The sequence below is a fragment of the Allosaccharopolyspora coralli genome (assembly GCF_009664835.1).
Taxonomy (GTDB): domain Bacteria; phylum Actinomycetota; class Actinomycetes; order Mycobacteriales; family Pseudonocardiaceae; genus Allosaccharopolyspora; species Allosaccharopolyspora coralli.
Genome location: NZ_CP045929.1, coordinates 4,569,366 through 4,591,952, shown reverse-complemented (window position 1 = coordinate 4,591,952; position 22,587 = coordinate 4,569,366). Strand labels below are relative to the sequence as shown.

At 66.9% G+C, this 22,587-nt stretch carries 29 protein-coding genes, 1 tRNA gene and 1 pseudogene; 17 read left to right on the top strand and 14 right to left on the bottom strand.

Annotated features, from left to right (window positions below; translation table 11 throughout):
* Positions 1 to 37: 37 nt before the first annotated feature.
* Positions 38 to 784: a YqeB family protein gene (locus tag GIY23_RS21445; RefSeq protein ID WP_154078304.1), complete on the bottom strand. Its 747-nt coding sequence runs from the start codon at positions 782 to 784 to the stop codon at positions 38 to 40.
* Positions 781 to 1,386 carry a TetR/AcrR family transcriptional regulator gene (locus GIY23_RS21440; RefSeq protein WP_154078303.1) on the bottom strand — a complete coding sequence of 202 codons (606 nt, stop codon included), beginning with the start codon at positions 1,384 to 1,386 and terminating at the stop codon, positions 781 to 783. Before GIY23_RS21440 ends, GIY23_RS21445 begins: the two co-directional genes overlap by 4 nt.
* A gap of 233 nt (positions 1,387 to 1,619) precedes the next feature.
* On the opposite strand from GIY23_RS21440, the gene GIY23_RS21435 reads away from it, so the two are divergent.
* The 4 genes from GIY23_RS21435 to GIY23_RS21420 all read left to right on the top strand — a co-directional run bounded on the left by GIY23_RS21435 (position 1,620) and on the right by GIY23_RS21420 (position 3,479).
* Positions 1,620 to 1,695: transfer RNA gene (locus tag GIY23_RS21435), tRNA-Lys, on the top strand.
* A 116-nt stretch (positions 1,696 to 1,811) separates the two neighbouring features.
* Positions 1,812 to 2,156, top strand: a complete 345-nt coding sequence (locus GIY23_RS21430) for a UTRA domain-containing protein (RefSeq protein ID WP_187351957.1) — start codon at positions 1,812 to 1,814, stop codon at positions 2,154 to 2,156.
* A 24-nt stretch (positions 2,157 to 2,180) separates the two neighbouring features.
* Entirely contained in the window at positions 2,181 to 2,837 is a 657-nt protein-coding gene (locus GIY23_RS21425; protein ID WP_154079034.1) for a YdcF family protein, read from the top strand.
* A gap of 330 nt (positions 2,838 to 3,167) precedes the next feature.
* Positions 3,168 to 3,479 carry a PadR family transcriptional regulator gene (locus GIY23_RS21420; protein WP_154078301.1) on the top strand — a complete coding sequence of 104 codons (312 nt, stop codon included), beginning with the start codon at positions 3,168 to 3,170 and terminating at the stop codon, positions 3,477 to 3,479.
* A 1,264-nt stretch (positions 3,480 to 4,743) separates the two neighbouring features.
* On the opposite strand, the gene GIY23_RS21415 is transcribed toward GIY23_RS21420, so the two are convergent.
* Positions 4,744 to 4,974, bottom strand: a complete 231-nt coding sequence (locus GIY23_RS21415; RefSeq protein ID WP_154078300.1) for a hypothetical protein — start codon at positions 4,972 to 4,974, stop codon at positions 4,744 to 4,746.
* A gap of 388 nt (positions 4,975 to 5,362) precedes the next feature.
* Between GIY23_RS21415 and GIY23_RS23150 the strand changes: the two genes are divergently transcribed.
* Entirely contained in the window at positions 5,363 to 5,662 is a 300-nt protein-coding gene (locus tag GIY23_RS23150) for a DUF488 family protein, N3 subclade (RefSeq protein ID WP_228717426.1), read from the top strand.
* Positions 5,663 to 5,754: 92 nt separating this feature from the next.
* On the opposite strand, the gene GIY23_RS21405 is transcribed toward GIY23_RS23150, so the two are convergent.
* The 4 genes from GIY23_RS21405 to GIY23_RS21390 all read right to left on the bottom strand — a co-directional run bounded on the left by GIY23_RS21405 (position 5,755) and on the right by GIY23_RS21390 (position 7,569).
* Positions 5,755 to 6,240: a small multi-drug export protein gene (locus GIY23_RS21405; RefSeq protein ID WP_154078299.1), complete on the bottom strand. Its 486-nt coding sequence runs from the start codon at positions 6,238 to 6,240 to the stop codon at positions 5,755 to 5,757.
* Positions 6,237 to 6,791 (bottom strand): TetR/AcrR family transcriptional regulator, encoded by a 555-nt coding sequence (locus tag GIY23_RS21400; protein ID WP_187351956.1) that lies wholly within the window; start codon positions 6,789 to 6,791, stop codon positions 6,237 to 6,239. Before GIY23_RS21400 ends, GIY23_RS21405 begins: the two co-directional genes overlap by 4 nt.
* Before the next feature lie 84 nt (positions 6,792 to 6,875).
* Entirely contained in the window at positions 6,876 to 7,223 is a 348-nt protein-coding gene (locus tag GIY23_RS21395; RefSeq protein ID WP_154078297.1) for a hypothetical protein, read from the bottom strand.
* Positions 7,224 to 7,341: 118 nt separating this feature from the next.
* Positions 7,342 to 7,569 (bottom strand): hypothetical protein, encoded by a 228-nt coding sequence (locus GIY23_RS21390; RefSeq protein WP_154078296.1) that lies wholly within the window; start codon positions 7,567 to 7,569, stop codon positions 7,342 to 7,344.
* 133 nt (positions 7,570 to 7,702) lie between these two features.
* Between GIY23_RS21390 and GIY23_RS21385 the strand changes: the two genes are divergently transcribed.
* Positions 7,703 to 8,233, top strand: coding sequence for a GNAT family N-acetyltransferase (locus GIY23_RS21385; RefSeq protein ID WP_154078295.1), 531 nt, complete (start codon positions 7,703 to 7,705; stop codon positions 8,231 to 8,233).
* Between the two features lies 1 nt (position 8,234).
* Here the strand turns inward: GIY23_RS21385 and GIY23_RS21380 are convergent, their stop codons facing one another.
* Positions 8,235 to 8,555: a GNAT family N-acetyltransferase gene (locus GIY23_RS21380; protein WP_154078294.1), complete on the bottom strand. Its 321-nt coding sequence runs from the start codon at positions 8,553 to 8,555 to the stop codon at positions 8,235 to 8,237.
* A gap of 168 nt (positions 8,556 to 8,723) precedes the next feature.
* On the opposite strand from GIY23_RS21380, the gene GIY23_RS21375 reads away from it, so the two are divergent.
* The 3 genes from GIY23_RS21375 (at position 8,724) to GIY23_RS21365 (ending at position 11,611) form a co-directional block, all read left to right on the top strand.
* Complete coding sequence (locus GIY23_RS21375) at positions 8,724 to 9,347, top strand: TetR/AcrR family transcriptional regulator (RefSeq protein WP_154078293.1); 624 nt, start codon at positions 8,724 to 8,726, stop codon at positions 9,345 to 9,347.
* Between the two features lie 2 nt (positions 9,348 to 9,349).
* Positions 9,350 to 10,900, top strand: a complete 1,551-nt coding sequence (locus GIY23_RS21370) for a glycosyltransferase family 39 protein (protein ID WP_154078292.1) — start codon at positions 9,350 to 9,352, stop codon at positions 10,898 to 10,900.
* A 447-nt stretch (positions 10,901 to 11,347) separates the two neighbouring features.
* A complete protein-coding gene (locus GIY23_RS21365) occupies positions 11,348 to 11,611 on the top strand; it encodes a hypothetical protein (RefSeq protein WP_154078291.1) in 264 nt (87 codons plus the stop codon).
* Positions 11,612 to 11,685: 74 nt separating this feature from the next.
* On the opposite strand, the gene GIY23_RS21360 is transcribed toward GIY23_RS21365, so the two are convergent.
* Positions 11,686 to 12,306, bottom strand: coding sequence for a YigZ family protein (locus tag GIY23_RS21360; RefSeq protein ID WP_154078290.1), 621 nt, complete (start codon positions 12,304 to 12,306; stop codon positions 11,686 to 11,688).
* Positions 12,307 to 12,494: 188 nt separating this feature from the next.
* Here GIY23_RS21360 and GIY23_RS21355 point away from each other — a divergent pair, with 188 nt between their 5' ends.
* Both GIY23_RS21355 and GIY23_RS21350 read left to right on the top strand, forming a co-directional pair.
* Entirely contained in the window at positions 12,495 to 12,695 is a 201-nt protein-coding gene (locus GIY23_RS21355) for a hypothetical protein (protein WP_154078289.1), read from the top strand.
* 277 nt (positions 12,696 to 12,972) lie between these two features.
* The gene (locus GIY23_RS21350) at positions 12,973 to 14,136 is read left to right on the top strand and encodes an FAD-dependent monooxygenase (RefSeq protein ID WP_222850200.1); all 1,164 of its coding nucleotides are present in this window, start codon (positions 12,973 to 12,975) and stop codon (positions 14,134 to 14,136) included.
* 68 nt (positions 14,137 to 14,204) lie between these two features.
* Here GIY23_RS21350 and GIY23_RS21345 read toward each other — a convergent pair.
* A pseudogene (locus GIY23_RS21345) lies at positions 14,205 to 14,393 on the bottom strand (aldo/keto reductase); the annotation flags it as partial.
* Positions 14,394 to 14,787: 394 nt separating this feature from the next.
* Between GIY23_RS21345 and GIY23_RS21340 the strand changes: the two are divergent.
* From GIY23_RS21340 to GIY23_RS21320, 5 genes are all read left to right on the top strand, one after another.
* Complete coding sequence (locus GIY23_RS21340; protein ID WP_222850199.1) at positions 14,788 to 14,919, top strand: nitric oxide synthase oxygenase; 132 nt, start codon at positions 14,788 to 14,790, stop codon at positions 14,917 to 14,919.
* Positions 14,920 to 15,058: 139 nt separating this feature from the next.
* A complete protein-coding gene (locus GIY23_RS21335) occupies positions 15,059 to 15,424 on the top strand; it encodes a hypothetical protein (RefSeq protein ID WP_154078287.1) in 366 nt (121 codons plus the stop codon).
* A 4-nt stretch (positions 15,425 to 15,428) separates the two neighbouring features.
* Positions 15,429 to 16,346, top strand: a complete 918-nt coding sequence (locus GIY23_RS21330) for a hypothetical protein (protein ID WP_154078286.1) — start codon at positions 15,429 to 15,431, stop codon at positions 16,344 to 16,346.
* 14 nt (positions 16,347 to 16,360) lie between these two features.
* A complete protein-coding gene (locus tag GIY23_RS21325) occupies positions 16,361 to 16,849 on the top strand; it encodes a hypothetical protein (RefSeq protein WP_154078285.1) in 489 nt (162 codons plus the stop codon).
* Entirely contained in the window at positions 16,846 to 17,379 is a 534-nt protein-coding gene (locus tag GIY23_RS21320) for a DUF3558 domain-containing protein (RefSeq protein ID WP_154078284.1), read from the top strand. Before GIY23_RS21325 ends, GIY23_RS21320 begins: the two co-directional genes overlap by 4 nt.
* A 64-nt stretch (positions 17,380 to 17,443) precedes the next feature.
* On the opposite strand, the gene GIY23_RS21315 is transcribed toward GIY23_RS21320, so the two are convergent.
* The 3 genes from GIY23_RS21315 to GIY23_RS21305 all read right to left on the bottom strand — a co-directional run bounded on the left by GIY23_RS21315 (position 17,444) and on the right by GIY23_RS21305 (position 20,032).
* Positions 17,444 to 17,743 carry a hypothetical protein gene (locus tag GIY23_RS21315; RefSeq protein WP_222850198.1) on the bottom strand — a complete coding sequence of 100 codons (300 nt, stop codon included), beginning with the start codon at positions 17,741 to 17,743 and terminating at the stop codon, positions 17,444 to 17,446.
* Positions 17,744 to 17,839: 96 nt separating this feature from the next.
* Positions 17,840 to 18,670 carry an aldo/keto reductase gene (locus GIY23_RS21310; protein WP_154078283.1) on the bottom strand — a complete coding sequence of 277 codons (831 nt, stop codon included), beginning with the start codon at positions 18,668 to 18,670 and terminating at the stop codon, positions 17,840 to 17,842.
* 129 nt (positions 18,671 to 18,799) lie between these two features.
* The gene (locus GIY23_RS21305; protein ID WP_154078282.1) at positions 18,800 to 20,032 is read right to left on the bottom strand and encodes an MFS transporter; all 1,233 of its coding nucleotides are present in this window, start codon (positions 20,030 to 20,032) and stop codon (positions 18,800 to 18,802) included.
* A gap of 263 nt (positions 20,033 to 20,295) precedes the next feature.
* Between GIY23_RS21305 and GIY23_RS21300 the strand changes: the two genes are divergently transcribed.
* Positions 20,296 to 20,850, top strand: a complete 555-nt coding sequence (locus tag GIY23_RS21300) for a hypothetical protein (protein ID WP_154078281.1) — start codon at positions 20,296 to 20,298, stop codon at positions 20,848 to 20,850.
* 1 nt (position 20,851) lies between these two features.
* Here GIY23_RS21300 and ctaD read toward each other — a convergent pair whose 3' ends face one another.
* Entirely contained in the window at positions 20,852 to 22,558 is a 1,707-nt protein-coding gene (gene ctaD / locus GIY23_RS21295; protein ID WP_154078280.1) for an aa3-type cytochrome oxidase subunit I, read from the bottom strand.
* Between the last annotated feature and the right edge of the window lie 29 nt (positions 22,559 to 22,587).

The following is a 22,587-nucleotide window of genomic DNA, read 5'->3' as shown; positions in this document are numbered from 1 at the left end:
GCTGCATGGTCACGAACCTCGGCCACGGCCGGGAAGGTCACGTGTTCGTGGTCGCTGCGGAGCCGGAGTCACTCGCTCCCTCGCTCCGGGGTTTCCCGGATCGTGCGATGGTTCGGTATTCCTGATCCGTGCCGCGATCGCGAACAACCAGGCCGATTTCCTGCAGGTCGTCCGCCAAGTCAGCGGCGGTGCCCCACCGGTTCTCGCTCAGCGCTCGCGACCGCGACCGCAACAGCCGGTTTCTGGTCTCGTCCAGCATCGGATGTCCGTCCACCCAACTTTGGAACTCGTGCTCGTGCGGATCGCCGTGATCGAACCAGGCGTACTGGAAGTTGTCGAACGCGTCGCGGATCTGCCGTGCGGGCAAGTCGGACGCGCCGTAGCGAGCGAGCTGTGTGGTGTCCGACGCGAGCAGAACGAGTTCCTTGCCGTCGAGGAAAGCCACGGAGACGGCTTCGCGCGGAATGCGGCGTTCCATTCCTTTCTGGCGCAGGTGCACGGCCGTTGCGGAGACTGTGAGCAGGAGCGCCTCGTGTCGGGCGGTGTGTGCCAACCAGATGCCGGCGAGCAGCCCTACGAGGGCGAGCACCGGAACTGCCCACCCGGTCGGGAGACTCGCGGCGAGGCGAAGCGGTCCGGGCGCGTCTCCCACGATAGCGACGACCCAGCCAACCAACGGTTTGACGAGGAATCCCAGTAGTACTCCGATGGTTCCGGCTCCGATGCGAAGGAGCCAGCTGATCCAGCCCGGCATCCGAACCGTGATCGACTCTGACCGGTTCATTGCGTTCCCCCTTGGTGCGTTGGCGGCACGAGGAACCGCGTGACGATGCGGCGAAGCATCGGCCGCGGGTCGGTCACCGGATCAGCCGTCAAGAAGGCGCCGTCGAGGATCTTCTGTATCCATGCGGCGGCGTCCCGCGGGTCGAGTTCGGTATCGAAGGAGCCGCTCCGGATGCCACGCTCGATCAGCTCTTCGAAGCCGCAGTACAGGATCGAGGCGTTCTCGGACACGACTTGAGCCAGCTCCGGGTCCTGGTCGACCTGGCGCAGCAGTTCCACCAGGATCTTCCAGGCGTGCGGGTGAAGTGCTTCGGCCGCGATCGCGTCCACCATCGTCAGGATGGCGGCGAGCGGATCGGTTTCGGCGAGGCAGCGTTCGACGAGTTCGCGGGACTCGGGCACGTCGCGTTCGAACACGGAGCGAAAGACGGCGCGCTTGTCCTTGAAGTAGTAGAAGACGCTGCCGGAGCTCATGCCGGCGGCCCGGGCGATCTCGGCCGCGGTGGTCTTCTCGAAGCCACGACGCGCGAACAGATCCGCCGCGGCCGACGTGATCGCCTCTCGCCGCGCGGTGGCGAGTTCAGGGTCGACGGAGCGTGCCATGGGCCGACCGTAGCAGATAAACTGACTGTTCAGTTAATGAATTACAACCTGCTGGCCAGGGAATGTGCATGATCTTTCTGCTTATCAGCGTCGGCGCTCTCGCCATGACGCCGCCGCCTGTGCTGCCCGGACGAGCGGTCTGCACCTCCTGTCGCCGTCCGCGTCCACGAAGATCATCCAGCCCTTGTAGCCTGGGCAGGTGACCTTGCTGGTGGGCGCCGCCTGGCAGCGACGGGGCGTTAGCTCAACTGGCAGAGCAGCGGACTTTTAATCCGCGGGTTCGGGGTTCGATCCCCCGGCGCCCCACCACAACACCAGGCCACAGCGTCGGCCGTCGATCAACCCAAGATCAGACGTGCACTTTAGGTGCACAAAACTACTCGGGCTCGACGTCGGCTCACCGGTCTACGAAACGAGCACGACTGGTGAAGGACGGCAAGACTCCCACCCACACGCTCACGAGCTACTACATCCCAACCGACGTAGAGGGAACGCCGTTGGTCGATCCGACGGTCGGCCCCGCAGGACGGGGCGGTGGATTCGCGGTCCTGACCCTGCAAGGGCTCGAACCTGACCACATCACCGAGAGCGTGTACGGACGGATGCCCACGCCCGAAGAAGTAACACAACTCGAGCTGCCAGCGGGCGAGCCGGTCATGATCCTGAAACGGTGCACCTACACCGCAGAACATCGAGTGATCGAGTTCGCGCGCGGCGTTCACGCGGCGTCGCGGTTCGCCTGGACTTACACGTTCACGATCCCGGACTGACGACCACGGAGGCCCGCGTTGACCATGTCGCAGACGACGATTCCCGAGGCCCTGCGGGGCGATGTCGAAACGCTCTGGACGTTTCACGACATGCACCACAAGCTGCGTGCGTGTGATGTGGTGGTGGCTCTCGGGAGTCACGATCTCGGGGTTGCAACACACTGTGCCGAGCTTTACCAGGCCGACTACGCCGGACGGATCGTGTTCACCGGGGCGAATGCGCCGACCACCGTGGAACGGTTCCCGCGGGGCGAGGCGGTGCACTACCGCGAGCACGCGATGACGCTCGGAGTGCCAGAGGACGCGATTCTGGTCGAGCCCGACGCGACCAACACCGGCGAGAACATCACTTTCACCCGGCAACTGCTCGTTGAGCACGGCATACGGGCGCGGTCCGTGTTGCTCGTGTCCCGCCCGTATCAACAGCGCCGGGCGTTCGCGACATGTAAGAAGCTCTGGCCTGAAGTCGAGGTCACCTGCTCGTCAGCGGAACTCCCGCTCGACGCCTATATGGACTCGATCGGCGACGTGGACCGTGTGATCAACATGCTGGTCGGGGACACGCAGCGCATCACGGTCTACGCCGAGCGAGGTTTCGCGATCCCGCAGCCCGTCCCCGCCGAGGTCGAGAACGCCTACCAACGACTCATCCAGGCCGGGTACACCACGCGACTCTTGTAGGACGTTCCAGCTGCCGTCTCAGAGTGCGTGTGTTCAGAGTTTCCTTACTTCATCAAGGGCGGCCCCTGCGGGGCCGCCTGCCTGCTGTTTCGTGTGGCCGGGCAAGCGCCGGCGGGCATGCGGCCTGGCGGCCGGTCCCGCCGGCGCGCCCGGCCACGGAGCGGAAAGCAGGCGGCCGGGAACCACGCAGGGGCCGCAAGATGAGTAAGCATCGCTTCACACCCGCACCCGATGAGCGGGCTCGCCGTAGCCGTCAGGAGAGTGCAGCGTTCTGGTCACTCTTCGCACCTGGTTTGACCTACATCTCGCTACCTATGTAGATTACGACTCATGCGAAGCACTCACGCGCTGATTCAGGTGGCACTCGCCCTCATGGAAACGCCAAGTGACCGGTTCTGGGGCTACGAGCTGACGAAGCGGGCTGGGGTGCGCTCGGGCGTGCTGTATCCGATGTTGACGCGAATGCTGGACGATGGCTGGCTGGTCGATGGCTGGGAAGACTCGGCGTCAATCCAGGGCAAGCGACCACCGCGGCGGTACTACGAGCTGACCGACAAGGGACGGCGCGAACTAGGTGGCCTGCTTCAGGGGGCTCGTGATGATGCTCGATTCAGCGGGATGATTGGACGGTTGGCCTGGTGAACGAACTGATTCAGTCCGTCGCAGCCTGGCCAACACTGCTGGTCGCTGTGCTCGTCTTCGGTGTTGCTCCTGGCTTCTGCCTGCGATTGATTGTCAAGATCTACCCGCGGGGGGACCCGCGCAGAGATGAACTGGTCGCCGAACTTTACGCAATGCCCCGGATCGAACGCATCATGTGGGTCGGCGACCAGTTTGAGACAGCGCTGTTCGAAGGCCTCTCAGCGCGAAAACATCAACGCGATCACCGACGTAAGCGCCGAAACGTGTACGTGAAAACTCGAACTTACTTTTACAGTCGCCCGGACGGCACCAAGTATAGGGTCCGCGGACACGTGCGGCGCCTTCGATAGTCCCAAACTCTAGGGTGCGCTGAAGACTGGCCGCGAGCATCGAACGACCATGTGTCCTCGCCGGACGGGCAGGCCAACAGGATGGCGGCGACCGCGGGGGCGATGCGGTCGGTGGGTGGTTCCGGGGAAGCCTCCATCCCGACGACCTCCCAGAGGGCTATCACGTCGTGAGGAGGGCGCAAGCCTGGCACCATCGGCTACGGTCACACTCGCCGGTTGCACCCTCCTCACGACGTGATCGGGCTACGCCAGGTCGACGGGATGGAGGCAAACCCCTCCGCTGGCGAGAGAAGACCCGCCAAGAGTCGCCCTCTTTGGCAGTCGCAGAGTAAGAGCGCCGTCACCCCCGGCTTACCCCCGAAAAACGTTGGCAAGTGTCCATACACGACCATCTCTTACGAGCATTTGCTTTCGTTATCCTTCGAGTTAATGCGGACGATTAGCAACCAATGTCAGATGACGGCAATCTTCGCCTCATGATCCGCGGGTTCGGGGTTCGATCCCCCGGCGCCCCACCACTTCCCACCAGGGATTTTGTCCCGCGTGTGGCGTTCCGATCTTCGGCGATGCGACCCATGGTGGGTGCGAGCACGATCGATCAGAGCATGGCTCGGAGGCCCAGAAGGGACTCCCGCAGCCGCGGCACCGTCGAGCGCCGCGGCAACTCCCACCGCGTCAAGGTGTATGCCGGTACGGATCCCCTGACCGGCAAGCGTCTCTATCTGCGCGAGTCCACGACGGACCCGAAGGACGCGGAGCGGATCCTGACGAAGCTCAACTCGCAGGTCGCTGAACAACGGCGTGCCCTGACGCGCGGGCGGACGGCGTTCGAGGATTGGCTGCGGGTGCACGACATCGAGGTACGAAGGTCATCTACGGCGCCCTGTAAACGGGTCCGAGGCACGCGAGGCGTGTCAGCCCTCGGGATTGTTCTTGCGTGCGAGCAGTTTATCGCGGGTGAGTAGGTGCACCAATTCCCAGAAACCTGCTGCAAGGACGAATATCAGCAACAGCCACAGGGCGTGGATGTGTGGTGGTTTCTGCGAGAGGTCCGCCGTATCCAGCAGGCCAAGCAGCAACGTCACGCCGGCTGCCCAGCCGAGCGCCGATACATGCCTTCGCCGCTGCCTCTTCGCGTCGACCATGATCCCCTCAACTCTGCCGAACCCTTCGGGGTTACGTGTTCCACTTGATGATGATCCACAGCACGGCGGTCGCGATCGGCTTCCTCAACTTGTCGGCCAACCACTTTCACGGGAGGACTCCCTGGATGCAGATGAGCCGAACATGCGAGCGTGATGGCACCTCGTCGCCTCCGGCACGAGCGGCAGGCAGGTGGGTGATTTCCGGTGTCGAGGATGGTGACGATCGGCGTCTATGGCTTCGATGGCGAGTCCTTCCTGCGGCGGCTGCGCCACGCGGAGGTCCGCCTGCTGCTGGACGTGCGTCAGCGCCGCGGTGTCCGCGGCCCCGCGTACGCCTGGGCGAACTCGCGTCGGCTGCAGGCGGCCCTCTCCCGGGCCGGGATCGCCTATGAGCACCACCGAACTTGCCCCGACCACCGAGTTGCGCCAGCTCCAGTACGCCGCCGATGACCGTCACGGCGTGGGCAAGCGCTCGCGTCGTGAGCTTGCTGCCGAGTACGTCCGCCGCTACACCGCCGAGATCCTCGACCGCGCGGACCTCACGCCGATCGTGTCGGCGCTGCCCCGCAGCGGGCCGACAGCGCTGTTGTGTGTCGAGCGCGATCCCGAGGCCTGCCACCGTTCGTTGATCGCCCAGCGGGTGAGCGAGCGGCATCGCGTCGCCATCGACCATCTGCGCCCGTTGTGACGCGTGGACTCAGCAGTTCCTGTTTCCACCACCGCAGACCAGGACACCGGCCGCGGATTCCTGTTCGCTACACAGCGTGCCGGCCTGCTCTCTTACGTGCCGACACCGGCGATCGACATGCCCGTGGCGGCGAGAACGCCTGCGAGCACGCTCCAGATGACTGTGCTGGCGCCGATCCAGGCGAACGCGGCTCGTGCGGTGGTGCCGAGGCTGACCGCGATGACCGCGGACAGCTGCGTTCCGAGTCCGACCGGCCCGAGCGCGGCGAGTGCGGGCAAACCCCATCGACGCATGATGCGTTCGACCCGCTCCCGTCGCCGGGCCTTCCGGTCGTCGGTTCTCGCCGGGTCGTCTCCGCCGCGCGTCGACCTCCGGTTGATCCACCAGGCCTGAATTCGCTCACCGAACCATGCTGCGGCGGCGACGGTCGCCAGGTTGCCAACGATCCCGGCGGCGATGACGGGAACCGCAGGCCCGCCCGCGAGGATGCCGCCCGGGATCACGACGATGGCCTCCAGCCACGGCGCCGCACCGCCGAGGAAGACTCCGAGCAGGAGCGCGAGGGTTCCGTAGGTCATCGCCGCACCTCCTCGTCGACCGGGTGGTCGGCGGATTCCGCGGCCAGTGCCAACATTCGCTGCATCACCGAGGTCCGCTCGTCCGGTTCCAGCACGTCCAGGCCGACCAGCTCGGTCAGCCACAGCCCGTCGCAGGCGAGCCGCACGAGCGTCGCCATCGTCGGGTCCGCGGTCGATGTCCGCACCGTCCGCTGAAACTCGGCGAACGCCTGCCGAAAGGCCGTCACCGCTTCCGGATCCTCGATCGCGGCTGCCCACAGGGCCGTGTCCAGATGTGTGTCCGGCGCCGTGTCGAGCGACGTGACGTAGCTCGTCATCGGCCCGGTTCCCGGGTTCCGCTCGTGGTGGTGCTCCATCGCCACCCGGACCTCGGCGACTCGTGCCTGCGCCATCGCCTCGATGAGCGCGCGCTTGTTGGAGAAGTGGTACAGCAATCCCCCTTTGCTCACGCCCGCCGCGCGCGCCACCGACTCCAAGGTCAGTGCGCGGACGCCATCGCGATGGATCACGTTTCCCGCCGCCCGTAGCAGCCGCTCTCTCGTCTCGCTCACAACCTGCACTATACCGTCTGGACGGTACAGTCGACGGAGGCTTTCGGTCGGCGGATCGGCTCGGCGGCCCTGGTCGCCGACGGGCTACACGCCCGCACCGGCGGGTTCACCTCGTTGGCTGTGGTGCGCGGTGCGCTCGGAGTGCTGCTGGTTCCCGCCTGCCGATCCGATCGTCGGACTGCTCATCACTTGCGCCATCGTCGTGCTGCTCGCAGGCATCGTGCGCGAAGTCGGCACACGGCTGCTCGACGGGTCGACCCCGAACTCGTGCGGCGGGCCGAAGCCGTCGTCGTCGAGACGACTCCCACGACGCTGCCGCCGCGCGTCGCGCTGCGCTGGAGCGGCCACCGACACCATGTCTCGGTCGAGCCTCCCACCGACGAGGCCGTCACCGTCGGCACGTTCCAGCAGCGAGCGCACGCTGTCGAACACGCACTCCGATCCTCGTTGACCGGCTCGGGACCAGAGACGATCAGCCCGCTTCGTACGGCAGCGTCGGCCCCGGGAACGGTTCGGTCACCCCGAGAGGAGCCGTCACGCCGTGGGGCTGTCAGCCGAGGCTCGGGCTCTGCCGTCGCCTCTTGCGCACGACGAGATGCCGGACGATGCCGGACAAGGCGACAAGGACTCCGAGCAGCATGAGGGCCATGACGAGGAGGCTCACCAGCCCTGCCCCGATATTGGCACCGACCGCGTCCGGCGGCGGGGTCGTCATGTGAGCGCCGATGACGTAGACGACGACAGCCAGCGCCATGATTCCCAGCCCGATTCGTATCACGACACCATCCCCCTTTGGCTCGCCGAGCAAAGGTAGCCGAGAACACGATCCGTACGGAAGCGCGCAGCCCGTTCACCGCATGGCCTCCGTCCGAGTGTCGGCGCGGGCCCGCCACACGCGCTAGGTTGAGCGGATGGACGTGTGGCTGCGCAGCGACCGGCTTCTCGTGCGGGACTGGGCGGTCACCGACGCGCCCGCGGCCTTCGCCGTCTACGGCTCCGAGGACGTCGCGCAGTGGCTCACGCCCGAGATGCAGCAGGTCCCGGACGACACGGCGATGCGCTCGGTGCTGGAGGCGTGGGTCGAGGCGCAGCCGAACCTGCAACCCCCGACCGGGCGGTGGGCGGTGGTTCGCCGCGAGGACGACGAGATCGTCGGCGGTGTGGCGCTACGCCTGCTGCCGCCCTACGACGAGGACATCGAAATCTCCTGGCAGCTGCGGCCGGACGCCTGGGGGCAGGGGTACGCCAAGGAATCCGCCACGATGCTCATGCGCTGGGCGTTCACCCAGGACATCGACGAGCTGTTCGCCGTGGCGCGGCCGGACAACACCCGGGCCGTCGCGACCGCTCGCCGACTCGGGATGGAATGGGTCGGCGAGACCGACAAGTACTACGGGCAGCGGTTGCAGGTGTTCCGCATCAGGCCCGGCGACCTGGACTGACTTACGCGGCTTCCGGCAGGGCGAACTCGGTGCGCCGTGCCGCGGGAACGAGGTCGAGCTGGTCGGCAGCGTGCCGGGCGATGTGGTCGCGGACGAACGGGCAGTACGGGATCACGGCCAGTTCCCGCTGCCGCGCGTCGTCCAGTGCGAATCTGATGAGCCGCGACGCGACGCCCTGCCCCTCGTATTCGTCGTTGATCTCGGTGTGGGTCATGGACAGCTGGGAGCCGCGGAGTCTGTACTCGGTGAATCCGACGAGCGCGTCGCCGTCCCACACCTCGTAGCGCGAGTGGTCGGGCGCGTGCGTGATCTCGATGTCCATCGGCGCGGTCCTCCCTGAGCCGGCGATCCCCACCATGGTGACCGGCGAGGGGGCGCTCGGCCAGCACCGCGACGGCGTGCCCGACGGATACACCCGTGCGTGCCGCCGCCCCACCCCGCCCGCGCCAGCTCTGGACACGGACCTGGCCGATCGTGCTAAAGTTTGGCCGTGTGGTCAGAAAATGAATCGAATGGTCAACACTCGTTCATCGCGGATGCCCGGCGCGAGCAGATCAAACGCGCCGCGATGGAGACGATCGCCGAGGTCGGATTCGGCCACGCGTCCCTGGCTCGCATCGCCAGGCGCGCCGGGATCAGCAAGGGCGTGATCTCGTACCACTTCGCGGGCAAGAACGAGCTGATGGACAAGCTCGTCATGGAGTTCTACGTCGCGGGGGCGAGGTACATGATTCCGAAGGTCGAGTCCGAGACCACCGCGCGCGGCAAGCTCCGTGCCTACCTCGAATCGAACATCGACTACATCGCCGAGAACCGCACCGGCGTCGCCGCCGTCTCGGACGTGCTGCTCAACCTCCGCGATGACGACGGCAACCTCAAGTTCCTCGCCGACGACGAGGGGCACCGGAAGATGATCGACTCCGTCGCCGACATCTTCCGGGAGGGCCAGGCGTCCGGCGAGTTCCGGGACTTCGACCCCGTGGTCAAGGCCCTCCTGCTGCGGTCGTCGATCGACCTGGTCGCGCGCGCGTTCACCGACGACCCGAATGCCGACCTCGAGCACTACAAGCGTGAACTCATCAGTCACTTTCATCAGGCGACGAGAAGGGAATAGCCATGACCACGATCACTGGGGGATCCACCGAGAAGGTGCTGCGTGCGAGACACGCCTTGGCGTTGTTGCCGACGTTGTGTCTCGCCGCGGCGGGAACCGCACTACTGCTCGTCCTCTCGGGCCGTTACGGCTATTTCGGGGACGAGCTGTACTTCGTCTCGGCTGGTCGGCATCTGGATTGGGGGTATGCCGACCAGCCACCCCTCGTCCCGTTGATCGCCGTGGCGATGGACACGCTGTTCCCTGGCTCGTTGACCGCGCTCCGGGCGCCTGCCGCACTGGCCTACGGAGTCGGAGTCGTCGTCGCGGCGTTGGTGGCCCGCGAACTCGGAGCGGATCGGCGCGCGCAGCTCTACACCGCGACCGCGTACGCGATCGGGTTCCTGGCATTGCACCGGAACTTGAACACCATCGCGTTCGACATTCTCATGTGGACGGCCCTGACCTGGTTGCTGATCCGCTGGGTTCGCACGCATGCGGAGGGCGTCGCGGACGACCGGCTGCTGCTGTGGGCGGGTGTGGCCGTAGCGATCAGTACGCAGGTGAAGTTCCAGGTCGTGGTGTTCGCGGTGCTGCTCGCGGTGACGCTCGCGATCGTCGGCCCGCGCGAGATGCTGCGGCGCCCGAAACTGTGGGCTGGTGCGGCGATCGCGACGGTGGCGGTGATTCCGACGTTGGTGTGGCAAGCGGCGAACGGGTGGCCGCAGATCGAGATGGGCAGCGCCGTCTCCGCGGAGATGAGCTCGGGCTCCCTGGGCGGGCCGTTGATGACCGCCGCCCTCATCCTGCTCACGTTCGGGCCGGTGTTCGGGATGGTGCTGGGGATTTACGGGATGTGGCGGTTGGTGCGCTCGCAAGACCTGCGCCCGTTCCGGTTCCTCGGGTGGACCGCGCTCGGGGTCATTGTGGTGTTCGCGCTGGTCAACGGCAGGCCGTATTACATGGCCGGGGTTCTGCCCGTTCTCTGGGCGGCGGGCGCGATCGGTTTCCAGCGGCGCCGCGAGGCTGCGGAGTCACGTCGTGCGTGGAGTTGGGTGGCCGTGCCTGCGATCGCCGTTTCGGCGATTTTGCCGCTCGGCGCCATGCCGTTGCAGGACGTGACGACGCTCAGCGGACCGAGCCAGCGCATGCTCGATTTCCGGCTGGACGAGATCGGCTGGCCGAAGCTCGCGAGCGACGTCGCGGAGATCCATCGTGGTGTGCCGCCACAGCAGCAGAAGGACACCGTCGTCATCACGAGCTCTTACTGGACGGCCGCGGCGCTCGACTTCTACGACGATCGGCATGATCTTCCCGACGTGTACAGCGGTTCGCGAGGCTACTGGTTCTTCGGGCAGCCACCGGCGGATGCCGAGACGGTGATCCACGTAGGCAAGATCCGTCCGGAGGTCGACCGGTATTTCACCGATGTGCGGCAGGTCGGTGAGATCGACAACGGCCGGGACATCCAAAACCTCTCGCAAGGCAGTCCGATCTTTCTCGCGAAGGTGGCCGAGGGCGTCGACTGGAACCGGGCATGGCCGGACTTCCAGCGCATCAACGCGGTCGGCTGAGCAAGAGCATGTCTCGTGTGGACGGTCTGGTTCGGAATGGCGTTGCCCGGATTGCCGAATCATGGTGCTCTGTCCATCGATGATCGACATCGTATGGGAACGTGACCTCCACCAGGCCGGGCACGTCAGCCGAGTCGCGCTGGCCGACGATCGGATCGTCTGCACGAGCGCCGGAGCAGGTTGGTGTGTCTCGATCTGGCTGACGGTTCGGTTCAGTGGGACACGTCGATCACCTCGTGGCCGGGTGGTCTGGCGCCGAGCGACGTGGGTGCTGCACGCTCGAACGATCCCCGAGTGTCCTGCCGTGTCTGAGTGCGGTGACAGGTGCTCGGAAGTGGAGCGTGGAACTGCCACCACTGACCGGTCACGGCGGATGGCGTCACTATCACAGGACGACGAAGGCGATGTCCCCTTTTCACAGGCCGTCCACGCTGGAACGGGACGGCGATGGCCACGGTGCTTCCCGCCGCTGTGCGTGGGGGTTTCCTCGTCGGCGAGCCGGGAGGTGATCGAGCCGCGCTGCTCGACGGCCGGTCGGGGACGGCCCTGTCGACCTGGACGTTGCCCGCGCCGTGCGGCGCGCGCTCGGTCGTCGAGATCGACGTGAACAGCGACCGCTGCGTGGAACTGGCCCGCGCCGAACGGGATCTTGGCTTGCTCGTCCGTGCTCACGGGCCATTCGCTGTGCGCCGTGAAGCCGACGGCGCCTAGACCGTCGCGGACGCGGCTTCAGGCGAGACGTCGTTCGGCGTCGTGGCCGTCGCGAAAGGCAGGACTCGTCGCGGTCACAGCTCGTGCAGCACGTGGATGAGGTCGCCTCGAGCGGCATGCGCGTCGCCGCCGGTGGCTTCCGCCAGCCAGGTCTCGAAGTCCGGCACCGTCTCGTCGGGCACGTGGACGGCGATCCGCGCCTTGTCGCCGTACTCGACGTCGGCGACGTGATGTCCGGCCACGCGGAGATCGTTTTCCAGTTTTCCCGCCGTCTCGTGCCGCGTCGCGATGTGCATGATCCGCACCGGGCGGCGCTCGGCCAGCCCCACGTTCTCGAGTGTCTCCGAGACCGCCGAGCCGTACGCGCGCACGAGCCCGCCCGCGCCGAGTTTGACTCCGCCGAACCAGCGGGTGACGACCGCGACCGTGTTGGTGAGGTCGTTGCGGCGCAGGACCTCCAACATGGGCCCCCCGGCCGTCCCCGCGGGTTCGCCGTCGTCGCTGGAACGTTGGGTGCTCGCCTCGTCACCGAGAACGAACGCCGAGCAATGGTGCCGGGCGTCGTGGTGCGCCTTGCGCCGGCCCCGGATGAACTCCCGCGCCTCGTCTTCCGAGGTCACGCGAGCCACCGCGCACAAGAACCGTGACTTCTTCACCTCGAGTTCGTGCTCGCCGAAGCGTCGAACCGTCCGCACCCGTTGCCACCTCCGCCGCTGCGCGACTCGTCACCCGCCAGGACAGCCTCCCTCCGTGACAACCCTCACGGTGCGGCGGGGTCCCGGGTGCGTGCGCTCGGGCTTCTCCGCTCACCTCGGGCGTTCACCGGCGTGTCAACCCGACGCGGTTTTCCGTTGTGCCACGCGGACACGTACCGTCCACTTCCATGGAGCAGTCGCCGAGTCCGCTGGAGCCCGGTGCGCGCGTGCGCGCGTCGTTCGGCCGGTTCCGGGATCAGACGGGGACCGTGGTGGAAGCCGCCACCGGCCTCCCCGACGTCTTCGACGGGCCCGTTCTCTGGGTCCGTTTCGACGGGGACGAAGAACCGGGCCTCGTCGCCGGGCGGTTCCTCGAGCCCGCGGCCTGAACAGCTCAGCCTGACCCCCACAGTCTGAGTCCCGCGGTCGGCCGTGCAGCCGGTTCCGCGATCGTCCCCCGAGCGGACGGTGCGCCCCCGCGCCGTCCGTCCGCTCCCCGTGTCCGAGTGTGATCCGGACCGCGCGTGAAGTGGTATGGCCGACTCGGTCGTGCAAGGTAGCGTCTGTCTGCGGATCGTGCGCGGGTCCGCGGCGTGTGAGCAAGCACAAGTCGGACACGCCGCGCGAATAGCTACGCTGGGACCGGGGCGGACTGTCGGTGGACGGATGGAGACGATGCGGGTTCTTGTCATCGGCGCAGGGGTCGGAGGACTTGCCGTTGCCCGGGGACTGCTCGACCAAGGACACGAGGTCCACGTCTTCGAGCACGCCGACGGCCTGCGCAACGGCGGTGCGGGAGTCACGATCTGGAGCAACGGCACCGCCGCGCTCACCGAACTCGGGGTGACGCTGGACGGCGTCGGCCGTGAACTGCACAGTCTGCGTTCCCTGACCGATTCCGGTCGCCTGCTCTGGGAGGCCGACCTCGACGAAGTGACCGAACAGCTCGGGTCTCCCACCGTCGAGATCCCCCGACGCACGCTGCTGGCCCTGCTCGCCGACCTGCTGCCCGCGGACGTCTTCCGCTTCGGGCGTCGTTGCGTCGACGTGCGCGAGTACCCGGACCATGCGGAGGTCGTCTTCGCCGACGGCAGCCGCGAGACCGGTGATCTCGTGATCGGAGCCGACGGGCAGCGTTCGGTGGTGCGTCGCCGAGTGCTCGGCGGGGAGCCGGCCCACCTCACCGGCTGGGCGAGCTGGCAGGGTCTGACGTTCAGTGACCTTCCCGTGGCGCACGGTACCCGGACCTTGAACATCGCGGGCCGCAACGGGCACTGCGGGCTCATTCCGGCGGGTGACGGCCTGCTGCACTGGTGGTTCGACACTCCGTGGAAGGAGGGCGTCCGCGAACTGACGGTCGCCGACCTGCGTGAGGTGTTCGCGGGCTGGCCGGACCCCGTCGAACCGCTGCTGGCCTCCATCGGCGATGACGATCTCGGGTTCTTCCCGCACATTCGCCACCAGGTGCCGCGGGTCTGGGGCGGCAGGCGCAGCACGCTGCTCGGGGACGCCGCGCACGCGATGCCGCCGGCCGTGGCGCAGGCAGCGAACCAGACGCTCGAGGACGCGTGGGTGCTGACGCAGTCCCTCGCGGACGTGACCGACAGCGGGACGCTCACTGCGCGCCTGCGGGCTTACGAGCAGGAACGTCGGCCGCGGGTGGCGAAGGTGTCGCGCACGGCGGCACTGACGTCCTTGCAGCGCAGCACACCGCTGCAGCGACTCGGGAAGTTCCCGCGCTGGGTGGCGACTCGTTCACAGATGATGTCGCTGCGGTCCGGCAGCAACGTCCTCAACGGTCCGGCCCCGGCCCGTGTCCAGCTCGCCTGACCCGCCAGCCGGGGCGCGAGCCTTTTTGGTGGCTATGACCACTAAAAAGGCTCACGCTGCCTCGGTTGTCAGGCGCCGAGTTCGTCCGGGTTGGGGCCGACGCGGGTGCCGGTGTCCAGAGCCGTGACGGCGGCCATGTCGTCGTCGGCGAGCTCGAAGTCGAAGACCTCGAAGTTCTCCCGCACCCGCGCCGGGGTGGCGGACTTCGGGATCACCACGTTGCCGAGCTGCAGGTGCCAGCGAAGCACGATCTGCGACGACCTCGGCGTGGAAGAGCCACAGGAAGTCCTCCGCCTCCTTGACGGTCACCGGCGGAGACCGGGCGCAGCGGGCGAGTCGCCTCACCGACGCCCCGGAAGAGCGTCGCCGGGGACTCCTCGGCGCCCTGTCCCCGGCCCGGCGTAGCGAATGAGCTGCTCGTTGAGGATGCGCGGTCCGCGTCGCTGCGGGGTGTCCGGGGGCGAACACGGTGATCACCGGGCCGGGTCCGGCCGCCGTTGGTGGCGGAGCGCAGGTGCTCGACGCACCCGGCGGCGACCTGCGCTACCGCGACTTCACCGCCGCGATACTGCGGCGCGGCTGGCCGCCGCCGACCGCGCGCGGGCGCGTTCGACATGTTGCCACTGACCGTGGAGACCCCCGCACGAAGGCGTGCGATTGTTCCCGCTGCCGGAGGACGCGGTGCTCGGTGTGCCGTTGACGCACTCGGAACTGCCGTGGTTCGGCGCGGCGAAGCTGCGGTGGCGCAATGTGACAGCGAGGGACCCTTCCGGCCACTGGTGACAGGAAGAGTCCCTTGCTGGCACCCCACCCGCGTCGTCCGTAGGTCTGCCGCCTGTGGTCACCCTCTCTTTGTGAAACGCCTACACGACAGGAGGGCGGGCGGTAGCCTTCCCGCCGTGATCAAGGGTGGGGGAGCGAGATGACACACACCGGCAAGGAGTTCGGAGTCGACCTCTACGGCCTCGAACAGGTCGCCAAGTCGGACCTGCCGACGGTGGCCGGTGCCTACGAGAGCGCGGCGGGCAAGTCCGAGTCGGCGCACGCCATGGTGAACGGTCTGCCGAGGGAACCTGGGCAGTTCGTCAGCGGCCAGGGTTCGGTGTTCGACACGTACAACGAGGCGCACGCCGTCGTGGTCGACCTGTTGAAGCAGACCCGGACCAACCTCGATGACACCGCCGAAGCGCTCCGGGAGGCGGCTGCGGACTACGCGGAACGCGACCGCGTCGCGGCGGAGGAACTGCAGCGGATCATCGAGCAACAGGGCGAGCCGAAACCGGAGTGAGAACATGAGCGAAGACCTGATGTCCCAGGCACAGGCCCTCGAGGAGAAGGCGATCACCGTCGCGGTCCAGGAACTCCGGCGGAAAGCCAACCGGGGCGATGGCCCTCCGATCGAGATCCCCCGCGAGCACGTCGAACAGGACTACCGGGGCAGGATCGCTCCGCTGTTCGAGCCGTTCACCCGCATGCCGGAAGCTAGCTCTTACACCGGGGCGATCGAGGCCGCGAACGACGCGATGAAGCAGTTATCCTCAGGGGAGGCGAAGGACCCGATCAGCGGTGGAAACATCCTGGCCAATCCGGACCTCGCGCGCGCCGAGTCGGCGGGCGACACACTGCATGACTGGACTGGTGCGGCAGCCGACAATTTCAAGCGCAACTTCTTGGACAAGTTTCCCTACATCGCTCAGAATCAGTTCCTGCTGCTCGGAGTTCTGAAAGGCGCGCTGGAGGCAGACCAGAACCGCTGGGGAAAGGCGGACGAGGATATTCGATTCCTTGCCCAAGCAGTCAATGACGGTCTGGACAATGTTCTCGGCTGCGGCAAAAACGAGTTGGCATTCACCTTCTCTGTCGTGTCGGCGGTGGCGGCGGTTGGTGCCATCCCGTTCACCGGCGGCGCGTCTGCCGTGATCGCCGCTGTCGGCGCTGCTGGCTCCGTCGGCAATGCCGGTGTCGCGGCGAGCAAAGTGGTCAAGAAACCGGGCGGTTCAGTGGATCAAGTCTTGAAGTCGATGGAGGACGCGATCCGAGAACTTACCAAGGAGATTCAGGATTCCGGGGGCAAGATCGCGGAGGCGTTGAACGGCATCACGGGACAGGTGCAGGGGGCCAAGGATTCCTTCGTGTCGCCGCGGCCGGCCCTGGCCGGGATGGAAGGCGACGTCACGACCAGCGAGCGCGGTCTCGGCGGGGTCAACTAGGGAGAGGTGCGGCGATGGCCGGACTGGCAGAACAGTTGGACGACATCCGGGTGCGGGCGTCGGCTCCCGGCGTGGAGATCCACGCCGAGCTGCGCAACCGCAGCGAGGTGTCGCTCTCGTTCGGTGAGAGTGTGTACGAGTTCATCGACGAGCGTGTTCTTGAGCGTGCGTTGGGGAGCCTGGCCGAGCGTCTGTTCACGGGGTGGATGCGGCAGTACCGGGAGGCGATCAGTGCGACGAGCCTGAACGTGGAGTCGAACGATCAGCACGACTTCGATTTTCAGGAGGAGATCCACGCTGTGGAGGTGGGTGTGGAGTCCGGTGACGGTCGGATCAGTCTCTCCACGGTCGGAATGCGGGAGTTCAGCGCGCGCCTGCGGCGCGGGACCGTGCGTGAGTTGAGTGAGGATCAGTTCGTGGCGCGGGTCGTTGAGGTGGCTCCGCAGTTGATCGATCGTTACCAGGTTGAGGTGTCCGAGGTGAAGGTGCGGTACTACGGATGAACAGGCGACTTTCTTCACTGGTTCTCGCGGTGGTCGCTGTGGCGGGATTGGCAGCGGGATGCGGTTCCTCGGATCGGCCGCGTGATCTGTCGCTCGACGAGGTGCAGCCTTGCGACTTGATTTCTCAGAGCGAGTTGAATGCCCTGCAGGTGACGGCGCAGCCAAGTCCGGTTCCCGCGGTGTCAGGGGCGGACGAGAAGGGTTCCACCTGCATGTACAGCCCGCGGTACGGGGGCACTGTTCGTGTCAGTGTCGTGACGAACCATGGGATTGATCGTTGGACTGGTGGGTCTATGTCCTCCAAGGCCAAGGATCTGCCGCGCATTCAGGGCTATCGCACGATCCTTGTCAGTCCTGCCGAGATTCCCTTGGGTCCGCGCGACCTGTGCAGGTTGTACGTAGATGTGGCGGGTGGGCAGTCGTTGAGGGCGATCGGTGGGCCGGGCACCGAGAATGAGCCCTCCGCGTGCGAAAAGGCTCGCCAGTTCGCTGAGGTCGCGGTGAGGTCTCTGGCGCAGCAGGCAGGGTGACGAAGGACGCTTGCCGTCCGCATGGATCACCGCCGTACGTTCGGTCCCTGCTGGAGCCATGTGATCAGCGGTGCATCGCCCGCAGACCGGGGAGCCGCCCCGAGAAGTGGCTCGCGACGGGCCCACCGGTCACGACCGGTCCGCCAGTTGCCTGCGCCCTGCCGAGCCGGGTCACCGAGACCTTCGTCAGGTCGTAGAACACGTCGCACTCACCACGGTAGTGCGCCTCGTTGAACTCGCGCGTGCCGTCGGTGACCTCCACGACGAGCCCGCCGGGGTGCCGGATGAGCAGCGGCAGCGCCGCGTGGCTGGTGACCAGGTGCGTCTCCACCCCGAGCCGCAGCAGCCGCAGGCCGTCGGCCACAGCGGCAGGTTCCCCCCGAAGAAGTTCTCGCCTACGCAGCGGCGTGAGCCTTTTTGGTGGCTATGACCACTAAAAAGGCTCACGCTGCCTCGGTTGTCAGGCGCCGAGTTCGTCCGGGTTGGGGCCGACGCGGGTGCCGGTGTCCAGAGCCGTGACGGCGGCCATGTCGTCGTCGGCGAGCTCGAAGTCGAAGACCTCGAAGTTCTCCCGCACCCGCGCCGGGGTGGCGGATTTCGGGATCACCACGTTGCCGAGCTGCAGGTGCCAGCGGAGCACGATCTGCGCAGGGGACTTGCCGTACTTGTCGGCCAGCGCCCGCAGTGTCTCGTCGTCCAGCAGACCCTTGCCCTGGCCGAGCGGGCTCCACGCCTCGGTGGTGATGTCGTGCTCGGCGTGGAAGGCGCGCAGATCTCCCTGCGGCAGGTTCGGATGCAGCTCGACCTGGTTCACGGCCGGAACCACGTCGGTCTCCTCGAACAGCCGACGCAGGTGGTGAATCTGGAAGTTCGAGACGCCGATGTTCTTCGCGCGCCCGTCGCTGTGCAGCTTCTGCAGCGCCTTCCATGCGTCGACGTAGAGGTCCTGACCCGGGTAGGGCCAGTGGATCAGGTACAGGTCGACGTAGTCGAGACCGAGTTTGTCGAGGCTCTCGTCGAACGCGCGCAGCGCCTCGTCGTAGTTGTGCCGGTCGTTCCAGAGCTTGGTGGTGACGAACAGGTCGTCACGAGCGAGGCCGGACTCGGCGATGGCTTTGCCGACGCCTTCTTCGTTGCCGTAGACCGCCGCGGTGTCGATGCTGCGGTAGCCGGCCTCCAGCGCTGTCTTCACCGGTTCGACCACCTCGTCGGCGGGGATCTGGAAGACCCCGAAGCCGAGCTGCGGAATGGTGTTGCCGGTGTTCAGCGTGATGTCCGGGACCTGGGTCAATGTAATCGCTCCTCCAGAGCTGATTGGTGGGTGCGGCGGTTCGCGCTCGTGAGGCTCACCGGCTGAGCCGTGCGCGCCGCCTCGTGGGGACAACGTGATCGGCGGGCGCTGGAATTCCCCGCCCCGTCGTCAGCCGGTCGTGGACTCCGATGCGGACTCGGTCCGGGACCGCTCACGCTGCGTACGGTACGACGCGACGAGCTTCGGCGCGCGCGGCCGAACGCCACCGTCCAAGATGACGGCCACCGCCGCGATCCCGATCCCGATGAGGGCCAGCGTCGCGCCCACCCAACTCGGGGCGAGCAGCCCGAGGCCGCCCGCGATGACGAGTCCGCCGAGCCAGGCACCGATCGAGTTGGCGATGTTGAACGCCGACTGGATGCTCGCCGAGGCCAGCGACGGCGCGGAGGCCGCCTTGTCCATGATCCGCATCTGGATGCTCGGGATCGCGGCGAACGCGGTCGCGCCGACGAGGAACAGGCCCGCCGCCGCCGCGACGGCGTTGTGTGCGAGGGCGCTGAATGCCAGCAGCGCCACGACCAGCGCCGACAGGAACGCGAACAGCGTCCGCATCGGTGCGACGTCGGCGAGTATCCCGCCGAGCCAGGTGCCGACGGTCATGCCTACGCCCATGAGGGCGAGCAGGATCGGGACCGACGCTGCGGCGAAGCCGGTGACCTGGGTGAGTACCGGCGTGATGTAGCTGTAGAAGGAGAACAGCGCGCCGAAGCCGAACACGACGACGCCCAGCGCCAGCCACACCTGCGGTTCGCGGAAGGCGCGCAGCTCAGTGCGCAGACCCGTCTGCTGCTCCTGCTCGGCCTGCGGCACGAGGACGGTGACGGCCGTCCACGCCGCGACGCCGATCACGGCGACCATCGCGAAGGTCCAGCGCCAGCCGAACTGCTGGCCGAGCAGGGTGCCGATCGGAACCCCGATGATGTTGGCGACGGTCAGGCCGATGAACATGCGCGACACCGCTGTGGCGCGTTTGTCCGGGTCGGCGAGGCGAGCGGCGACGACCGCGCCGACACCGAAGAAGGCGCCGTGCGGCAGGCCGGAGAGGAAGCGGGACGCGAGCAGCAGTTCATGGGTCGGTGCCAGCGCTGCGGCGAGGTTGCCGACCGTGAACAGCCCCATCGTGCTGAGCAGCATCGTCTTGCGCCGCGCCCGCGATCCGGCCGCGGTCAGCAGCGGCGCGCCGATGACGACGCCGAGTGCGTAGAGCGAGATGTAGTTGCCCGCTGCCGAGATCGACACGCCCATGTCCTGGGCGACCTCGGGGAGCAGGCCCATGATGACGAACTCGGTGGTGCCGATGCCGAACGCCGCGATGGCGAGTGCCAGCAGTGCGATGGGCACGAATCTCTCCTGATCCGGTCGTGGCGGTCGGGCGCGGGCTTCGGGAGCTCGCCCGCGTGGCCCGGCGTGACTCCGTGAAGGAGGATGGCCCTGGGCTCGAGGACTGCCTCGGGCCGCTCCCGCGACTGTCAACGCGAGGCTCCGGCGGGATGTTCCTGTATCGGTTATGAACAGCGCCACGTCCGCGGTCGGTCTCGTGGGCTCCGGGCTGACTCAGGGGCTTCCCCGATCCGCGGCTGCGCGCGGCGGCGTATCACCGACGCATGGCCACTACCGTTCCCGCGCCGGAAGCACCGCTCGCATCCGGATCGCGGCCGCGGACGTTCCTGCCGCCGAGGCTACGCAAGATCCTGGTGTCGCTGCACGTCGTCGCCTCCGTGAGCTGGATCGGCGGGAGCGTGTGCTTGCTCGCACTCGGCCTGACCGGCGTCCTCTCCGGCGAGCCGCAGCTGCAGCGCGCGGCCTACATCGCGTTGGGCATCCTCGGCTCCCAGGTCCTCGTGCCGGTGACGTGGGCGACGTTGTTCAGCGGAATCCTCGTCTCGCTGGGCACGAAGTGGGGATTGTTCCGCTACTGGTGGACGATGGTGAGCCTGGTGGCCACGGTCGTCATGACCCTGGCCGTCAACTACGCGCTCGCCCCGACTCTCGTCGCGGCGGGCGACGCCGCTGCGCGGGCCGAGCTGGGGACGCCGGTGCTCGACGCGGTCGGCTCCGCTGCCGGTTCGGCGATCGCCGCACCGATCGTCGCGTCCGTAGCGCTGAGCTTCGTGACCTGGGTCAATGTCGCCAAGCCGTGGGGACGGATCCGCACGTGACTCAGTGCGACTCGTCGCGCTTGAACATGTCCACGTGTGCTTCGCGTTCGGTGCGTTCCTTCATGTGCGGATAGTGCAGGTCGAAGGCGGGGCGCAGCGAGCGGATCCGGGGCAGTTCGAGGAAGTTGTGCCGGGGTGGCGGGCTCGATGTCGCCCACTCCAGCGAGTTGCCGTGTCCCCACGGGTCGTCGACCCTGGCCAGCTCCCCGAACCGGTAGCTCTTCATCACGTTCCACAGGAACGGCAGCATCGACGCTCCGAGGACGAACGCCCCGATCGTGGAGATCACGTTCAACGTGGTGAAGCCGTCGGTGGGGAGGTAGTCGGCGTAGCGGCGGGGGAAACCCTCGTTGCCCAGCCAGTGCTGCACCAGGAACGTCGTGTGGAACCCGACGAACGTCAGCCAGAAGTGGAGCTTGCCGAGTGTCTCGTCCATCATCCGGCCGGTGATCTTCGGGAACCAGAAGTACATCCCGGCGAAGACCGCGAACACGATCGTCCCGAACAGCACGTAGTGGAAGTGGGCGACCACGAAGTACGTGTCGTGGACGTGGAAGTCCACCGGCGGCATCGCCAGCAGCACGCCGGTGAGCCCGCCGAACAGGAACGTCACGAGGAAGCCGACGGAGAACAGCATCGGCGTCTCGAGCGTGATCTGTCCCTTCCACATCGTTCCGGTCCAGTTGAAGAACTTCAGCCCTGTCGGGATCGCGATGAGGAACGTGGCGAACGAGAAGAACGGCAGTAGCACCGCGCCGGTGGCGAACATGTGGTGCGCCCACACCACGACCGAGAGAAAGCCGATCGCCAGTGTCGCGAACACCATGCCGACATAGCCGAACAGTGGCTTGCGGCTGAACACAGGGATGATCTCGGTGACGATGCCGAAGAACGGCAGCGCCACGATGTAGACCTCGGGATGGCCGAAGAACCAGAACAGGTGCTGGTAGAGGATCGCCCCGCCGTTGGCAGGATCGAACACGTGCGCCCCGAGGTGGCGGTCGGCGAGTAGCCCCATCAGCGCGGCGGTCAGGATCGGGAACGCGATCAGAATCAGCAGGCTCGTGACGAGGATGTTCCAGACGAAGATCGGCAGCCGCCACATCGTCATGCCCGGTGCGCGCAAGCACACGGTCGTGGTGATCATGTTGACCGCGCCGAGGATGGTGCCGAGGCCGCTGACGATCAGGCCGGTGATCCACAGGTCTCCGCCGACACCGGCGCTGTAGGTGGCTCTGGCCAGTGGCGTGTAGGCCGTCCAGCCGAAGTCGGCGGCGCCGCCGGGCATCACGAATCCGCTGATCACGATAAGCCCGCCGAACAGGAACAACCAGTACGAGAACGCGTTCAGCCGAGGGAAGGCGACGTCCGGTGCGCCGATCTGAAGCGGCAGGATGATGTTGGCGAATCCGAACACGATCGGGGTCGCGAACAACAGCAGCATGATCGTGCCGTGCATGGTGAACAGCTGGTTGTACTGCTCCTGGGACAGGAACTGCAGCCCGGGACTCGCGAGTTCGCCCCGGATCAGCAGGGCCATCAGGCCACCGATCAGGAAGAAGGCGAACGCGGTGAGCAGGTAGAGGACCCCGATCTGTTTCGGATCGGTGGTGTGTGCCCAGGGGATCAACCGCCCGCCTTTGGGGGGACGGGAGTGAGTGAAAGCTCTCGTCGGCACCGGAGTCGGCGTGACGTCAACCCTCGCCATCGGCCCCCTCCCTCCGCGCGGCACGGGGC

Bases quoted from the DNA above. Each gene is read 5' to 3' on its own strand.
- GIY23_RS21355 (WP_154078289.1), top strand. From the start codon at position 12,495: ATGGAGCAGTCGCCGAGTCCGCTGGAGCCCGGTGCGCGCGTGCGCGCG.
- GIY23_RS21385 (WP_154078295.1), top strand. From the start codon at position 7,703: ATGGACGTGTGGCTGCGCAGCGACCGGCTTCTCGTGCGGGACTGGGCG.
- ctaD (WP_154078280.1), bottom strand. From the start codon at position 22,558: ATGGCGAGGGTTGACGTCACGCCGACTCCGGTGCCGACGAGAGCTTTC.
- GIY23_RS23150 (WP_228717426.1), top strand. From the start codon at position 5,363: ATGAGCACCACCGAACTTGCCCCGACCACCGAGTTGCGCCAGCTCCAG.
- GIY23_RS21330 (WP_154078286.1), top strand. From the start codon at position 15,429: ATGAGCGAAGACCTGATGTCCCAGGCACAGGCCCTCGAGGAGAAGGCG.
- GIY23_RS21350 (WP_222850200.1), top strand. From the start codon at position 12,973: ATGGAGACGATGCGGGTTCTTGTCATCGGCGCAGGGGTCGGAGGACTT.
- GIY23_RS21320 (WP_154078284.1), top strand. From the start codon at position 16,846: ATGAACAGGCGACTTTCTTCACTGGTTCTCGCGGTGGTCGCTGTGGCG.
- GIY23_RS21440 (WP_154078303.1), bottom strand. From the start codon at position 1,386: ATGGCACGCTCCGTCGACCCTGAACTCGCCACCGCGCGGCGAGAGGCG.
- GIY23_RS21405 (WP_154078299.1), bottom strand. From the start codon at position 6,240: ATGACCTACGGAACCCTCGCGCTCCTGCTCGGAGTCTTCCTCGGCGGT.
- GIY23_RS21445 (WP_154078304.1), bottom strand. From the start codon at position 784: ATGAACCGGTCAGAGTCGATCACGGTTCGGATGCCGGGCTGGATCAGC.
- GIY23_RS21415 (WP_154078300.1), bottom strand. From the start codon at position 4,974: ATGGTCGACGCGAAGAGGCAGCGGCGAAGGCATGTATCGGCGCTCGGC.
- GIY23_RS21370 (WP_154078292.1), top strand. From the start codon at position 9,350: ATGACCACGATCACTGGGGGATCCACCGAGAAGGTGCTGCGTGCGAGA.
- GIY23_RS21300 (WP_154078281.1), top strand. From the start codon at position 20,296: ATGGCCACTACCGTTCCCGCGCCGGAAGCACCGCTCGCATCCGGATCG.
- GIY23_RS21420 (WP_154078301.1), top strand. From the start codon at position 3,168: ATGCGAAGCACTCACGCGCTGATTCAGGTGGCACTCGCCCTCATGGAA.
- GIY23_RS21365 (WP_154078291.1), top strand. From the start codon at position 11,348: ATGGCCACGGTGCTTCCCGCCGCTGTGCGTGGGGGTTTCCTCGTCGGC.
- GIY23_RS21380 (WP_154078294.1), bottom strand. From the start codon at position 8,555: ATGGACATCGAGATCACGCACGCGCCCGACCACTCGCGCTACGAGGTG.
- GIY23_RS21335 (WP_154078287.1), top strand. From the start codon at position 15,059: ATGACACACACCGGCAAGGAGTTCGGAGTCGACCTCTACGGCCTCGAA.
- GIY23_RS21425 (WP_154079034.1), top strand. From the start codon at position 2,181: ATGTCGCAGACGACGATTCCCGAGGCCCTGCGGGGCGATGTCGAAACG.
- GIY23_RS21325 (WP_154078285.1), top strand. From the start codon at position 16,361: ATGGCCGGACTGGCAGAACAGTTGGACGACATCCGGGTGCGGGCGTCG.